Annotated in this window: 15 protein-coding genes; all 15 read right to left on the bottom strand. The window is 72.5% G+C overall.

Translation table 11 applies throughout. From position 1 onward, the window contains the following. Window positions 1–27 precede the first annotated feature (27 nt). The 15 genes from proB to dapA all read right to left on the bottom strand — a co-directional run bounded on the left by proB (window position 28) and on the right by dapA (window position 14,986). Entirely contained in the window at window positions 28–1,188 is a 1,161-nt protein-coding gene (proB, locus tag ACFQE5_RS21710; RefSeq protein ID WP_379587664.1) for a glutamate 5-kinase, read from the bottom strand. Next, a complete protein-coding gene (gene obgE, locus ACFQE5_RS21705) occupies window positions 1,185–2,678 on the bottom strand; it encodes a GTPase ObgE (protein ID WP_379587663.1) in 1,494 nt (497 codons plus the stop codon). Before obgE ends, proB begins: the two co-directional genes overlap by 4 nt. A 94-nt stretch (window positions 2,679–2,772) precedes the next feature. Further along, window positions 2,773–3,030, bottom strand: coding sequence for a 50S ribosomal protein L27 (gene rpmA, locus ACFQE5_RS21700; protein ID WP_379587661.1), 258 nt, complete (start codon window positions 3,028–3,030; stop codon window positions 2,773–2,775). A gap of 12 nt (window positions 3,031–3,042) precedes the next feature. Next, a complete protein-coding gene (gene rplU, locus ACFQE5_RS21695; RefSeq protein ID WP_379587660.1) occupies window positions 3,043–3,351 on the bottom strand; it encodes a 50S ribosomal protein L21 in 309 nt (102 codons plus the stop codon). A gap of 127 nt (window positions 3,352–3,478) precedes the next feature. After that, a complete protein-coding gene (locus ACFQE5_RS21690) occupies window positions 3,479–6,481 on the bottom strand; it encodes a translation initiation factor IF-2 N-terminal domain-containing protein (RefSeq protein WP_379587659.1) in 3,003 nt (1,000 codons plus the stop codon). A gap of 159 nt (window positions 6,482–6,640) precedes the next feature. Then, a complete protein-coding gene (locus tag ACFQE5_RS21685; protein WP_379587657.1) occupies window positions 6,641–7,423 on the bottom strand; it encodes a TIGR03936 family radical SAM-associated protein in 783 nt (260 codons plus the stop codon). 9 nt (window positions 7,424–7,432) lie between these two features. After that, complete coding sequence (locus ACFQE5_RS21680; protein ID WP_379587655.1) at window positions 7,433–7,822, bottom strand: hypothetical protein; 390 nt, start codon at window positions 7,820–7,822, stop codon at window positions 7,433–7,435. A gap of 217 nt (window positions 7,823–8,039) precedes the next feature. Then, window positions 8,040–9,182, bottom strand: a complete 1,143-nt coding sequence (locus tag ACFQE5_RS21675) for a hypothetical protein (protein WP_379587654.1) — start codon at window positions 9,180–9,182, stop codon at window positions 8,040–8,042. 50 nt (window positions 9,183–9,232) lie between these two features. After that, the gene (locus ACFQE5_RS21670) at window positions 9,233–9,979 is read right to left on the bottom strand and encodes an ATP-binding cassette domain-containing protein (RefSeq protein ID WP_379587652.1); all 747 of its coding nucleotides are present in this window, start codon (window positions 9,977–9,979) and stop codon (window positions 9,233–9,235) included. A 5-nt stretch (window positions 9,980–9,984) separates the two neighbouring features. Next, on the bottom strand, window positions 9,985–10,422 hold the full coding sequence (locus tag ACFQE5_RS21665; RefSeq protein WP_379587650.1) for a hypothetical protein: 438 nt from the start codon (window positions 10,420–10,422) through the stop codon (window positions 9,985–9,987). Beyond that, the gene (locus ACFQE5_RS21660; protein ID WP_379587649.1) at window positions 10,419–10,901 is read right to left on the bottom strand and encodes a hypothetical protein; all 483 of its coding nucleotides are present in this window, start codon (window positions 10,899–10,901) and stop codon (window positions 10,419–10,421) included. Before ACFQE5_RS21660 ends, ACFQE5_RS21665 begins: the two co-directional genes overlap by 4 nt. Window positions 10,902–11,233: 332 nt before the next feature. Beyond that, on the bottom strand, window positions 11,234–11,377 hold the full coding sequence (locus tag ACFQE5_RS21655) for a hypothetical protein (protein WP_379587648.1): 144 nt from the start codon (window positions 11,375–11,377) through the stop codon (window positions 11,234–11,236). 132 nt (window positions 11,378–11,509) lie between these two features. Further along, window positions 11,510–12,010 (bottom strand): GNAT family N-acetyltransferase, encoded by a 501-nt coding sequence (locus ACFQE5_RS21650; protein ID WP_379587646.1) that lies wholly within the window; start codon window positions 12,008–12,010, stop codon window positions 11,510–11,512. Then, a complete protein-coding gene (locus ACFQE5_RS21645) occupies window positions 12,003–13,958 on the bottom strand; it encodes a TIGR03960 family B12-binding radical SAM protein (protein ID WP_379587645.1) in 1,956 nt (651 codons plus the stop codon). Before ACFQE5_RS21645 ends, ACFQE5_RS21650 begins: the two co-directional genes overlap by 8 nt. 149 nt (window positions 13,959–14,107) lie before the next feature. Then, window positions 14,108–14,986, bottom strand: coding sequence for a 4-hydroxy-tetrahydrodipicolinate synthase (gene dapA, locus ACFQE5_RS21640; protein ID WP_379587643.1), 879 nt, complete (start codon window positions 14,984–14,986; stop codon window positions 14,108–14,110). Window positions 14,987–15,078 lie beyond the last annotated feature (92 nt).

Raw genomic sequence — 15,078 nt, 5'->3', positions numbered from 1 at the left:
CCAGTGTGGCAGCAGCCCGGCGGGGTGTCAGGAACCCGGAACGGCGCAGCGCCGTTTGCTCGCAGCGAAGCCGGTCATCGGCACGAGGTCGTCAGCGTGGACGACCTCGCGCCGCTGCTCGGGAGGCAACTCGTGGGTGCGCCGGCCCATCAGCGCGGGCAACTCGGCGGCGTCATAGCTGACGACGCCGCGCGCGACCACCACCCCACTCGGCCCGACGAGGTCGACGACGTCACCGGCGACGAAGTCCCCGCGGGTGCCGTGGATCCCGGCGGCGAGCAGCGAACGCCTGCGGCCGATCACGGCGGCGACCGCGCCCGCGTCGATGTCCAGCCTGCCCCGCACGTTCGCCGCGTGCCGCAGCCAGAACCGCCGTGCCGACATCCGCCGCCCCGAGGGCCGAAACGCCGTGCCCGGCTTCGGCCCGTCGACGGCGGTGTCCAGCGCGGCCGCGGCCTCCTCCGCGGAGGCCAGCAGCACCGGGATCCCCGACGCCGACGCCATCGCCGCCGCGGTGATCTTGCTCGCCATCCCGCCGCGCCCGAGGCTCCCGGCGCCGGGGCGGCCGATCTCGACGGCCTCCAGATCGGCGGGCGCATCGACCTCGGTGATCAGTGTGGATCCGGCGCGGCGCGGGTCGCCGTTGTAGAGCCCGTCGACGTCGGAGAGCAGGATGAGTGCCTCCGCGCCCAGCAGGTGCGCGACCAGCGCGGCGAGCCGGTCGTTGTCGCCGACCCGGATCTCGTCGGTCGCCACCGTGTCGTTCTCGTTGACCACCGGCAGCGCGTCCAGGCCGAGCAACCGCTCCAGGGTGCGCTGGGCGTTGCGGTAGTGCGCGCGACGGATCATGTCGTCGGCGGTGAGCAGGACCTGGCCGACCGTCTGGTCGTAGCGCGCGAACGAGGCGGCGTAGGCGTGCGCGAGCAGGAGCTGCCCGACGCCGGCCGCGGCCTGCTGCGTCGCGAGGTCACGCGGGCGGCGGGTCAGCCCGAGCGGGGCGAGCCCGGCCGCGATCGCACCGGACGACACGAGCACCACCTGTGTCCCGGTGGCGCGGCGGGCGGCGATCGCATCGACGAGCCGGTCGAGCCGCTCCCCGTCGAGCCCACCGTCCAGGCTGGTCAGCGATGACGAGCCGACCTTGACGACGAGCCGGCGAGCGGCCGCGATCCGGGCGCGGGCGCTCACCGGAGCTCGCCGTCTGCATGGTCGGCCTCGGCCGCCAGCTCCTCGTCGGTACGGTGGCGGCGCCGTTCCAGCTTGGCGGCCTTGCGTTCGGCCGCGCTGACCCGGGCGCTGCGCTCCAACCGGCGGTCCGTGCCGCGCCGCGACAGCATCACCGCGACGCCGGCGGGGGTGCTGGGTTCCCAGTCGAAGGTGACCTCGCCGATGGTCACCGGGCATCCGGGCTCGGCCCCGGCCTCGGCCAGGGCCTCCTCGACCCCCAGCCGGGCGAGCCGGTCACCCAGGTAACCGACGGCCTCGTCGTTGTCGAACGGGGTCTGCCGGATCCACCGCTCGGGACGGGCGCCGCGGACGATGAAGCCACCGGGAAGCTCCCGGTCGGGCTCGATCGTGAATCCGGTGTCGTCGACGGCCCGCGGGCGAAGGACCACGCGGGTCTGTTCGGCGACCGGCTGGGCCGCCCGATGGGCCCCGACCTGCTCGCCCATCGCGAACGACAGCTCGCGCAGCCCGGTCCGGGTCGCCGTCGAGATCGGGAAGACCGGCCACCCGAAGCGTCTCTGCAGCTCGGGCGTGACGAGTTCGGCCAGCTCGGCGGCATCCGGGACATCGATCTTGTTGAGGGCGATCAGGCGGGGCCGCTCGGCGAGCGCCCCGCCGAGCGCCGGGATGTAACGGGCCAGCTCGTCCTCGAGGGCCTGCACATCCGAGACCGGATCGCGGCCCGGCTCGTAGGTCGCGCAGTCCACGACGTGGACGAGCACCGAGCAGCGCTCGATATGGCGCAGGAAGTCCAGCCCCAACCCGCGGCCCTCGGCCGCCCCCGGGATCAGGCCCGGCACGTCGGCGATCGTGTAGACGACCCCGTCGTGGTCCCGGCCGCTCGGGCTCACCACACCGAGCTGTGGGACGAGCGTGGTGAACGGGTAGTCGGCGATCTTCGGCCGCGCCGCCGACAGCGCCGCGACCAGGGACGACTTACCCGCCGACGGGAAGCCGACCAGCCCGACGTCAGCCATCGAGCGCAGTTCGAGCACCAGGTTCCGGCTCTCGCCCGGCTCCCCGAGCAGCGCGAATCCCGGCGCCTTGCGGGCGGGCGAGGCCAGCGCCGCGTTGCCGAGCCCCCCACGACCACCCTCGGCCGCGACGAACCGGGTGCCCGCCCCGATCAGGTCGGCGATGATCGCGCCGCGCTCGTCGAACACGACCGTGCCGTCGGGCACGCGCAGTTCGAGGTCCTCGGCGTTGGCGCCGGCGCGGAACCCGCCTTGGCCCTGCTTGCCGTTACGGGCGGTGGCATGCGGTCGGTGATGGAAGTCGAGCAGGGTGTGCACGCTGGGGTCGACCACGAGGACGACCGACCCGCCGCGGCCGCCGTTTCCTCCGTCGGGGCCGCCGAGGGGTTTGAACTTCTCCCGGTGCACCGAAGCGCAGCCGTTGCCGCCCGCCCCCGCGGTGGTATGCAGCACGACCCGGTCGACGAACCGCGACATCGGACGACGTCCCCTCGTAGTTCTGAACAGAAACGGCGGACCACCCCTCGGGGCGGCCCGCCGTTCTTGGTTCTCGAATGGTGCCCAGCAGCCCTCAGGACTGCACCGGCACCACGTTCACGGTCTTGCGACCGCGCTTGGTCCCGAACTCCACTGAGCCCCCGACCAGCGCGAACAGCGTGTCATCCCCGCCGCGGCCGACGCCCGCACCCGGGTGGAACTTGGTGCCGCGCTGGCGGACGAGGATCTCCCCCGCGTTGACGACCTGGCCGCCGAAGCGCTTCACGCCGAGGCGCTGTGCGTTGGAGTCACGCCCGTTGCGAGAGCTGGACGCGCCCTTCTTATGAGCCATTGCCCAAGCCTCCTACTTCGCGATTGCGGTGACCTGGACCTTGGTCAGCGGCTGACGGTGTCCCTGCCGCTTGTGGTACCCGGTCTTGTTCTTGAACTTGTGGATGCGGATCTTCGGGCCCTTGGTGTGCTCGAGGACCGTGGCGGTCACCGAGGCGCGGGCCAGGGCGTCCGCGTCGGTGGTGAGCTCGTCGCCGTCAACGAGCAACACGGCAGGCAGGCTGATCTCCGCGCCCGGCTCGCCGTCGATCTTCTCGACGGTGAGCACGTCGTCGACGGCCACCTTGTATTGCTTACCGCCGGTCTTGACGATCGCGTACATCGTTGACGCACGACTCCTGAAATCGGGGGACACCACATACGCGCTCATCACAGCACGCCGCCAGCGCCCACGAATGCTCGCAGGAGCGGCTCCGGTCTCCCAGGGTACGGAACGGATTTCGAACGGGTCAAACCGGGTCCCCCCCAGCATCGATGCCGGTCGGCGGCCCGGCCGGGCGGGAGGCGCCGCGCCGCGCCCGCCGCGGGCGCACCGCCGTGGACGGCTGCGGCTGATCGGGGATAGTGGCCGGCACCGGGGCCGCCTGGGGGACCTCCCCGGGTAGCGGTGCGGTGATCACGGTGGCGGCGGTCCCGGTCGAGGGCGCCCCGGCCGAGCGCGTCACCCGGCCGCGGCGGCGCGGTCGCGCGGCCGCCTCGGCGTTCCCGGTCGCGTCCCCGGTCACGTCCGCGGTGGCGGCCGGGCGCGGCGCGGGCACCGTCGGCGCGGCCGGAACGTCGGTCACGGGGGCGGGGTGCTCGGGCTCCGCGGTGGCGGCGGCGCTCGTCGTCTCCTGCGGCGTGCCGTTGGCCGCGGAATGACTGTCGGCGGCGTGGCCATTCGGCGTCGACACGTGCAGTCGGTCGGCAGAAGCCGTGGTGGCCGCCGCCACCGCGGCCGCAGCCGCGGCGGCACCGGTGGTGCGGTACTCCTGCTGCGCGCGCTCGTCGGGAACGGCCTCGTCGGCGCGGCGCGCCCGGCTCCGCGCGCGGCGGTCCTCGCGGTCACGGCGCGGCTCGACCGGCTCGGTCGAGACGATCACACCCCGGCCCCGGCAGTGCTCGCACGGGGTGGAGAAATGCTCGAGCAGCCCGCCACCGACCCGCTTACGGGTCATCTGCACCAGCCCGAGCGAGGTCACCTCGGCCACCTGGTGGCGGGTGCGGTCGCGGGCCAGGCATTCGGTGAGCCGCCGCAGCACGAGGTCACGGTTGGCCTCGAGCACCATGTCGATGAAGTCGATGACGATGATGCCGCCGATGTCGCGCAGCCGCAGCTGACGGACGATCTCCTCGGCCGCCTCCAGGTTGTTGCGGGTGACGGTTTCCTCGAGGTTGCCGCCGGCCCCGGTGAACTTCCCGGTGTTGACGTCGATGACCGTCATGGCCTCGGTCCGGTCGATCACCAGCGTGCCGCCCGAGGGGAGCCAGACCTTGCGGTCGAGCGCCTTGAGCAACTGTTCGTCGATCCGGTACTCGGTGAAGACGTCGGCCGGGCCGACATGGCGATGCAGCCGGTCCGACAGCTCGGGCGCGACGTGCCCGATGTAGTTCGACACGGTGTCCCAGGCGTCGTCGCCGGACACGACGAGCCGGGAGAAGTCCTCGTTGAACTGATCCCGGATGACCTTGATGAGAAGGTCGGGCTCCTCGTAGAGGAGGCTGGGCGCCTTGGGTTTGTTCGGCCCGGTCGCCTCCGCCTTGTTCTTGATGACGTCCCACTGCGCCTGCAACCGGCGGACGTCGCGTTCGAGCGCCTCCTGGCTCACGCCTTCCGAGGCCGTCCGGATGATCACCCCGGCCTCGTTCGGGACGATCTCCTTGAGCATCTCCTTGAGCCGCCTGCGCTCGGTGTCGGGCAGCTTGCGGCTGATCCCGGCGGCGCCGCCGGAGGGGACATAGACCAAGAACCGGCCCGCCAGGCTGACCTGGGTGGTCAACCGGGCACCCTTGTGCCCGATCGGATCTTTCGTCACTTGGACGAGAATGCTGTCACCGCTGGTCAGCGCCTGCTCGATGCGGCGGGCCTTGCCGTTGAGCCCGGCGGCGTCCCAGTCCACCTCGCCGGCGTACAGCACCGCATTGCGGCCACGACCGATGTCGACGAAGGCGGCCTCCATGCTCGGCAGGACGTTCTGCACGCGCCCGAGGTAAATGTTGCCGACCATGGAGTTTCCGGTGCCGTTCGCGCTGGAACCGCCGGTGACGAAGTGCTCGACGAGCACGCCGTCCTCGAGCACCCCGATCTCGACGCGGTCACCCTGCTCCCGCACGACCATCGAGCGCTCGACGGACTCGCGGCGCGCGAGGAACTCGGCCTCGGACAGGATCGGGGAACGGCGACGACCGGCGTCGCGACCGTCCCGCCGGCGCTGGCGCTTGGCCTCCAGCCGGGTGGACCCGCGGACACTCTGCACACCGTCCGGAGCGTCGTCGTCCGCCGACCGGTCGCGCGCGGGCCGGATCTTGGTGACGGTGCCGGGCGGGTCGGCGACGGCGTCGAGGTCCCCGTTCTCGTCGCCGGATGCGCGGCGGCGGCGCCGACGGCGCCGACGGCGCGTCGCGCCCATCTCGTCCTCACCGGCGTCCTCGCCCTCGGCGTCGGCGTCGGCGTCGGCGTCGGCGCCGGCGTCGGCCGCGACCTCGGCCTCGGCGGGCTCCTCCTCGGGCTCGGTGTCGACCTCGGCGGCGGACTCGTCGGTCTCGTCGTCACCGGGCTGGGCACCGTCCGCGCCGCGGCCGCGACCCCGCCCGCGCCGCCCCCGGCGACGGCGACGACGGACGCCGCCCTCGTCCTCGGCCGACTCGTCGGTCTCCTCGACGGCGGACGTCTCGGCCGCCGCGGCGGGCTCGTCGGCCGGGACGGTGCTGACCGGGGCCGGCTCGGGCGGGGCCACGGGCCCCGCTTCGCGGCGGGCACGCGTCGGCCGTTCCGGTGGCTGGAACACCGGGGCGGGTGGGGCGAACAGCGGGGTCAGCGGCGCCTCGCCGCTTCCGGGCTCGGCGGCCGCGGGGGTCTCGACGACCGCGGTGGCCGCCCCGGGGGTGGCCGCTTCGGCGGCACCCTCACCCACCGGGCCGGCCTCGGGAACCCCAGCAGGCTCCGCGGCCTCGGTGGCGTCAGCGGCCTCCAGGACCTCGGCGGCCGCAGCGGTCGTTGCGTCCGCGACGGGGGTGTCGACATTCGCGGCCTCCTCGGGCCGCAGCCCCGCGAGGATCTGCTCGGCCACGCTGCGCCCGACGCTGGACTGTGCGCTGCGTACCTCGATGCCCTGCTCGTTCAGGATCGCCAGCACCTCACGGCTCGTCCGCCCGATCAGCCGGGCGAGCGCATGCACCCGGACCCGTTCGGGCAGGTCGGCCAGCGCGGAAGGCCCGCCGTTGCTGCCGGCGGGCGCGTCATCGTTCGACATTCAGCTCCTTCGCCCCCGGGCGCCCCCGAATCGGGAGGCGGCCGCGCAGGGGCCTTGCGTTCTCTCCCCACGCGGTGCGCGGAGAGCAATCCTCGGCGGCGGTGCTTCGACGTCGTACCGAAGGCCGGCTGGCGCCGGCAACGCACCGAACGCGTCCGGTCAGGACCGGGTGGTGACCCGGTCGGGGTCGAACGGCTCGGCGAGGCGGCCCCGGTCGTCGAGCAAGCCCTGGGCCAACCGGGTCACCTTCGCGGGCACCGGCGGCCGAAAGCCTGCGACAACGTCGAGTGCGCCCAACACGTCGTCGGGTCGAACGGCAGGTGTCATCTGCCGGACGACCGCCGTCAGTATCGCACAGTCCGCAACTGTCCCGGCGGTGCTCGAAGGCGAGGACCCGTCCGTCGCCGTGACCGCGGCCGATGCCAATCCGGCCCGCACATCGACCTCGCGGCGACCCGACGGGGTCATCCGCTCGACGACCACGCGCTCGCGCGCCAGCAACGCCTCGACCGCCGCGGCCAGCTCCGCCGCCGCGACGCCCGGCAGCTCGATCCGCCAGCGGCTGGCGTTGATCCGCTCGGCCAGCGGGGGTGGCTCGGCGACGACGGCGGTCAGCACGTCGAGCCCGTCGGGAAGCACCGCGTCGAGCTCGGCGACCAGCATGTCGGGATCGACCTCGCGGGTCAGTCCGATCTCCAGGTACTCGGCCTCACTGGCCGCGCCCGTGGGGGCCGCGCCGAGCCAGGAGATCCTCGGGTGCGGGCTGAACCCGTGCGAATGCGCAACGGGCACCCCCGCCCGCCGGACGGCGCGTTCGACACTGCGAGCGATGTCACGGTGAGACAGGAAGCGCAGCCGGCCGCGCTTCGCGAAGCGCACCCGGATCCGTTGGACCGTGGGTGGGGCCGGGTTCGCCGCCTCACCGGGCCGGACGCGTGCCATGCCGCCAGTCTAGGGACCCGACGTTCCGCAGCGTCGTCGCCGTCCCGCGAGCGGAGGCCCCACTGCGAGGGCGGCGAGCGGCACGAGCACCAGCCAATCCTGCGGGTCGGTCAGCATGTCGACCAGCAGCCACGGGGCGTTGGGCAGCCCCGGCGAGGCGAGGAGCAGCCACGCCGCCCCGGATCCGACCACCCCCGCGCTCACCCTCGCACCGATCGCGGCGCCGAGCACCATCGCGGCGAACTGGGTGATCAGCGCGTTCTGCACGGCCGCAACGGCGAGGCCGGCAGGGGCTCCGATCCCGGCCGCCCCAAGCCCCACCGCCGCGGTGGTGATCGACAGTTCAGCCAGACGCAACCACCGCGCCCGGCCGACGGCGCCCTCGTCGAGCCAGCGCAACCGAACCGGGGCAGGGCGGCCCCCAGCACCCCCACCAGCACCGGTGCGAGCGCCCCGGTCACGACCGCGGGGTAGGTCGCGGCCGCCAGGTCGGTGCGCAGCACGGGCGCGGGCACCCGAGCGAACGCGGCGGCCAGTGCCGCGGTGACCCCGATGGCGACCATGCGTTGCGGCAGGCAGCGCGCGTGCAGATGGGCACAGGCGAGCCGGGCCGTGGTCACGTCGGCCGGACCGTCCGCAAGAACCAGTCCCACTGCTCGGCCTCGGGCCTGGTCAGCAGCGCCTGGACGGGCGAGCCGTAGCCGGCCACCTCGACACGGGCGGGCCCCTCCAGCGCCCGCGCGGCCAGCCAGGCTCTGGCCGGCCGCAGGTCGACTTCAGCCCGACCGGGCGCCAGCCGCTCGATCAGCCCGTCGGCAAGGGCCTGTGCGACCTGCACCGAGCCCGGTCGGTTGCCGGCGATGTACAGCGGCGCGTCGGCGGCGCGGCGGGCCAATCCGATCTCGGTCCACCCGCGGACCGGCAGCTGCTCCGGAACACCCGCCAGCATCCGGCGACCGACCCCGCCGTAGCGAGCCGCGAGGAAGCCGTGGTCGGGCCACAGGCAGACCACCCCGTCCGGAGTGCAGTGCCGGGTGCCGTCCACGTCGGTGAGCAGCTGCGCCTTTGGCCCGCCGGTGGCGGCGAGGCCCATGGCCGCGCCCACCGGCAGCAGGGTGACCATCGCGGCCGCCACCGCCGCAACACCGGTCGGGCGCACCAGCCAGCCCGTGACCGCGGCCGCGCTCGCGGCAAGGAGCAGGTAGAACGCAGCCTGCAGGCCCTGCACGATCGGCCGAGGCGCCGCCGCGGCGCCGAGAAAACCCGAGTCGACCACGGTGAACAGGGCCGCGACACTGTCCGACTCGGCGGCCAGCACCACGTTGCCGAGCAGGCCGAGCAGTCCCGCCAACGCCACCGCGACGAGCACCGGGACGAGCCAGCCGAGCAGGACTCCCAGCGCGGCGTGCGCGACGACCGCGGCGGCGCCGGCCGCGACCCATATCCAGGGCAGCGGCGGCGGGAACACCGGGTTGACCCGCGCCGTCGCGGCGTACCCGGTGACCAGGACGAGCAGATACCCCGCCAGGCCCCACAAGGCGACCACCGCGACGAGCGAGGCGACCACGGCAGCCGGGGGGCGGACACCGGTCACGGCCGACGGGTGCGCGGCGGGCCGTAGCACGCGGCGCGCATCCAGCGCGCCGGCGAGGATCACCATCGGGAGCAGGAGCACAAGATGTGTGGTGGCGCGCAGGGTGGCATCGCCCCAGCTGCCCACCCAGCTCCCATCGGTCAGCAGCCTCGCGACCGCCAGCACCGTCCCGAGCGGGACTAGCAGGCGGGCTGTGCTCGTCCGCAACAGGGCTCTCATGCCGGTACCGAGTCCTGAAGACCCAGGTAAGCCAGGTCGAGGTCCTCGGGTCGGGCAGGGTCCAGCGCCCGGCCGAGCCGCACCGCGGCCGCGTCGGTCAGTCCCCGGAGCGGACCGTGGAACACGATCCTCCCCGCCGACATGACCGCCACGGCGCCGCCGAACCGGCGCAGGTCGTCGAGCACGTGGGTGGACAGCACGACGATCCGCCCGTGGGCAAGCTCGGTGATCACGTTCGCCAGCACGGTGCGCTGTTCGGGGTCCAGCCCCGCGGTCGGCTCGTCGAGTACGAGCAGTCGTGGTTCGTGCACCACCGCGGCCGCGAACCCGAGGCGCCGGCGCATTCCACCGGACAACGTCCGGACCCGGTCGCCTGCGCGGTCGGCCAGGCCGACGGATTCCACCGCGCGCTGAACCGCGTACCCGAGCTGGCGCCGCCCGAGGCCCTTCAACCAAGCGGCGAGCGCCACGGTGTCGCGCACCGACACGCCACCGGCCAGGTCCGGCTCCTGCGGCAGGTACCCGACCAGGCTCTGCCACCGGCCGGTCTCGGCGGGTGTGTGGCCGCCGAGCCGGACGCGCCCCGACGTCGGTCGTTGCACCCCGGCAAGCGCGCGGAACAGGCTCGATTTGCCCGCCCCGTTGGGCCCGACGACCGTGGTGACCCCCGGCCCGAATTCGGCCGATGCGCCGCGGACCGCGGAGCGCCGGCGGTGCCGGACCGACACCTCCTCGACGCACAAGATGCCTACCTCGGCGAGGTCCTCGGCCGTAACCAGTGCGCCCTGACGAAGCCCTGCCCGAACTGGGACTCCTGTCGGGCCGTCACCCGGGCGTCGAAATGGAACCGGCCCCGGCTCCACGAGACGCCGGTCTGGGTGGCGGGACCGTCGCACGCCCGGCCGTTGTAGCGGTGCACGACTTCGTCGGGCAGGTAGTCCCGATCGCGAACGAGCTGGACTCCGTAGGTGGAGTCGCACGCGGTGCCGTCGAGGTCGGAGGTGACCAAGCCATTGCTCACCGCGGGTGCCGCGAAGTCCGAGTCCGGATCCGCGGGAAGCCGCTGGTTGCCCAGTCTCGTGGCGTCGAATCGATACTCAGCACCCGCCGCCCAACCGACCGCGGGCAGGCCAACAAGCAGCGCACCGGCCGCTGCGACGGTGGCCACCCACCGGAATGCCCTCATCGTTCCGCGTCCGGGTCGTGATATTCGCGCACCGTGGCGATCCGTGGCTGTTCCTCGACGGCGTACCGCCAGGACCGCTCGGGCTCGGGCTCGGGGCCGCATTGATACCACTCGTACCCGAGCCGGTCGGTGAACTCCCGCGGCGGGGGGCTGTACAGATCATGGAAGAAATAGAATCCCTGCTCTCGCGCACTGAGCGCATAGCCACCGCTGGTCGGATCGATATGTGGGTCGGGGATCCGCCGCCCCAACCGCCAGTCCCCGATCCGGTACCGAATGTAGACCGCGAGATCCTGCCCCACCCAGCACTCGTCGACGGGCGGCGGCAGCGGCTCCAGGCCCCTCTCCTGCTCTCTCCATACCAAATCGACAAACTCCTGGGCCACCGCGGTTGCCCACTCCGCGGTCAGCTCCACCACCGGCCGCAGCGGCGTGTTCTCCTCGGGCCGACCGAGCGGCCGATCGTTGTTCTCGCTCATGCCGGAGAGACGTTCTGGACATTGCTCACCCAGGAGGGGCATTCAGCGACATCAGGTCTACCGAATACACAGTAGGCAGTAATCACACCCTTCTGGCCACCCATGTTCGGATCCTCTCGAAAGTCGACCACGGCTTTGAGGGGGATTCGCTCGACTTCCTCGCATCGACCGGAGACATCGCATCGAAACCTTTGAGCGAAACCTCGGTACGTTCTTGCTGAACCGTTTAACTCTCCACCATTGGGATTTTGGATAATTTTCTCGATGAGCTTGACATTCGTGATCTTGTGCTTGTGGTAGATCTTGTCCCACCCGAATCCGGCAATGCCGACCTAGTAGCCGCGCCGCATGACGACCGGCCGACCTGCCGCATCCGTGAAGCTGTGCACCACCTCACGCTGATAGTCGAAGGACGGAGGCGCTGCCAGCGCGACCGACGGCATCGCCATCAGCAACGCGGACACCAACGCTGCCACAGTCCATGCCCTGCGCGTCGTCATTACTCCATGCGTCCACAGATCAACTGTGAGTCACAGTAGCGAGGCGTGAGGGCGGCAGAGCGGCATCACCAGAAGATCACCGGAACGTGGCCTACGGCTCCGCTCGGGCTACTGCGCCGCCGGGTGCAGCACCAGGATCGACTCTCCCGCCGGGGCGAACCCGGCACGGCGGTAGAAGGCGGCGCTGCCCGGCGTCGGGGTGAGCAACAACCTTCGGTAGCGGCGGGCGCGGGCGTGCTCGACGGCCGCCGCGAGCAGCGCCCGCGGTACCCCCCGGTCGGCGAAGGAGCGCAGCACGAACGCGTTGCCGACCTGCCCGACGCGCCCGCTGCGGGCCCCCGGGCGCGGCATGTGGACGGTCTCCACGACGTTGATCGAGCCGACCGCCGTCCAGCCCGCCCGCTCCGAACCCGCCTCGGCCAGCCAGAAGGTCCGGCGCGGCTGCTCGATCCGCCACCAGTCGGCGAACGTCTCCTCGAACCCGGGGTCGGGTACGGGGTGGCCCAGGCGCTCCTCCAGCCAGGCGCGGCGCAGCCCGGCCAGCGCCGCCACGTCGCGCTCGTCGGCGACGCGGATCGTGAACCCCGGCGACGCGACCCGATCAGCCACTCGCAAACCGGTTCCCGCCGACAGGGTTGACCACCGTCAGCGGGAGCAGGGACGTGCCGCTCGGACCCACCTGGATATCGGTGCCGGTCGAGGGACAGACACCGCAGTCGAAACACGGCGTCCACCGGCAGTCGTCCTGCTCCCGCCCGTCGAGAGCGTCCTGCCAGTCGTCCCAGAGCCAGTCGCGGTCCAGCCCGGAGTCGAGGTGGTCCCAGGGCAGGATCTCCTCGCGCCCGCGCTCGCGGGTGGTGAACCAGTCGAGCGAGACGCCCAGCGGCTCGAGCTCCGCGACGGCCGCGCCGGTCCAGCGCTCGTAGGAGAAATGCTCGCTCCAACCGTCGAACCGGCCGCCCTCGCGCCATACCCGCTCGATCACCCGGCCGACCCGGCGGTCGCCGCGAGCCAGCAGTCCCTCGATGAGCGAGGGCTGCCCGTCGTGATAGCGCATCCCGACGTTCCGGCCCAGCTTGCGATTGCTGTTGACCGCGGCCCGCAGCTTGCGCAGCCGGTCGTCGACGACCTCGGGCGAGGCCTGCGCGGCCCACTGGAACGGGGTGTGCGGCTTGGGCACGAACCCGCCGATCGAGATGGTGCAGCGGATGTCGTTGCGCCCCGACGCCGCCCGACCGGCTTCGATCACCCGGTGCGCCATCCCGGCGATCTGCACGACGTCGTCGTCCTCCTCGGTCGGCAGCCCGCACATGAAGTAGAGCTTGACCTGCTGCCAGCCCTGTGCGAACGCCTGCGAGACGGTGCGGATGAGGTCGTCCTCGGAGACCATCTTGTTGATCACACGCCGGATCCGTTCCGACCCGCCCTCGGGGGCGAAGGTCAGCCCGGAACGGCGGCCGTTGCGGGAGATCTCGTTCGCGAGGTCGATGTTGAACGCGTCGACCCGGGTCGAGGGCAGCGACAGCGACGTGTTGGTGCCCTGGTAGCGGTCGGCCAGGCCCTTGGTGATCTCGGCGATCTCGGAGTGGTCGGCCGACGACAGCGACAGCAGCCCGATCTCGTCGAAGCCACTGGCGCGTACCGCCCGATCGACCATCTCGCCGATGCCGGCCAGGGACCGCTCACGCACCGGCCGGGTGATCATGCCGGCCTGACAGAACCGGCAGCCCCGGGTACAGCCGCGGAAGATCTCGACGCTCGCCCGCTCGTGCACCGTGTCGGCCAGCGGGACCAACGGCGTCTTCGGGTACGGCCAGTCGTCCAGCTCGACGGTGGTGCGCTTGTGCACGATGCGCGGTACGCGTTCGTCCACCGGGACGACCGAGGCGATCGTGCCGTCGGCGGCGTAGTCGACCGCGTACAGCGACGGCACGTAGCAGCCGTCGGTCGCGGCCAGCCGCAGCAGCAGCTCGCGGCGCCCACCGGGGCGGCCCTGTTCCTTCCACTGTTTCACCACGTCGGTGATGTCCCCGACGACCTCCTCGCCGTCCCCGAGCGCCGCGACGTCGATGAAGTCCGCGATCGGCTCGGGATTGAACGCCGCGTGCCCGCCCGCGACGACCACCGGATGGTCGAGGCCGCGGTCGGTCGCGCGCAGCGGGATGCCGGCCAGGTCGAGAGTGGTGAGCAGGTTCGTGTAGCCCAGTTCGGTGGCGAAGCTCACGCCGAGCAGGTCGAATGCGCCGACCGGGCGATGGGCGTCGACGGTGAACGCCGGAACGCCGTGCTCGCGCATCCGCGCCTCGAGGTCGGGCCAGACGGCGTAGCAGCGCTCCGCCAGTGCGTCGTCCCGCTCGTTGAGCACCTCGTAGAGGATCATGACGCCCTGGTTGGGCAGCCCGACCTCGTAGGCGTCGGGATACAGCAGGGCCCACCGCACCGCGGCGGACTCCCAGTCCCGCTGCTGCGCGTTCAACTCGCCGCCGACGTACTGCACGGGCTTGGCGACATGCGGCAGCAGCGGCTCGAGTATCGGGAAAACGGACGCCGGGGTCACGCTGCCCCAGGGTAGCCCCGCCACGACGGGCCGCCGCAGCCACGTCGCACCGGCCCCCATCCCGCCGCCACATGAGCGGCTCAGGCGCCCCTGGGCGACGCCTGTGCCACTCATGTGCGGTCAGGTCCGGCCGGATGCGACGGCTCGGGTCAGCCGAGCAGACCCGCGGTGCGCAGCGCGGCGCGGACCGCGGGCTGATGGGCCTCCTCGAGCGGGACCAGCGGGAGCCGGATGCCCCCGCCCATCAGCCCCAGCTCGGCCAGCGCCCACTTCACCGGGATCGGGTTCGGCTGGAGGAACAGCGTGCGGTGCAGGTCGGCGAGCTCGGCGTCGATGGCCCCCGCGGTCTCGGCGTCCCCGGCGATCGCCGCCGCGCACATCTTCGCCATCCCCTCCGGGGCGACGTTGGCGGTCACCGAGATGTTGCCGTGGAACCCGGCGAGCATGCTCTCCCGCGCGGTGGCGTCGTCACCGGAGTAGAGCGCGAAGTCCTCCAGGCCGAGCGCGACCAGGTCCCGGACCCGGCCCAGGTCGCCGAGCGCCTCCTTGATCCCGACGATGTTCGGCACCGCCGCCAGCCGCGCCACGGTCGCGGGCAGCATGTCGCATGCGGTGCGGCCGGGGACGTTGTAGAGGATCTGCGGGATGTCGACGGCCTCGGCGATCGCCCGGAAGTGCCGATACAGGCCCTCCTGCGGGGGCTTGTTGTAGTACGGCGTGACGAGCAACGCCGCGTCCGCACCCACCTCCTTGGCCGCCTGGGTGAGGTGGATGGCCTCGGTCGTGCTGTTCGCGCCGGTGCCGGCGATGATCGGGACCCGGCCCCCGGCGACGTCGATGGTGCGCCGGATGACGTCGGTGTGCTCGTCCACATCGAGGGTCGCCGACTCACCCGTGGTGCCGACCGACACGATGGCCGACGTGCCGGCCTCGATCGTGCGGTCGACGAGCTTCGCCAGCGCCTCGTGGTCGACCGAGCCGTCGGCCCGCATCGGGGTGACCAGCGCGACGATACTGCCGGTGATCATGGTTCATATCCTCCGCCGTGTGTACCGATGTCGCACGCTACCCGGCGAGCGGATCGGCGCGCGCTCGGTGCCGCTCCCCCACGCCGGATCCG

The organism is Pseudonocardia hispaniensis, assembly GCF_042658695.1.
Lineage (GTDB): Bacteria > Actinomycetota > Actinomycetes > Mycobacteriales > Pseudonocardiaceae > Pseudonocardia > Pseudonocardia hispaniensis.
Note: the sequence above shows the minus strand (reverse complement) of the source record. Positions and strands in the feature narration are given on the sequence as shown.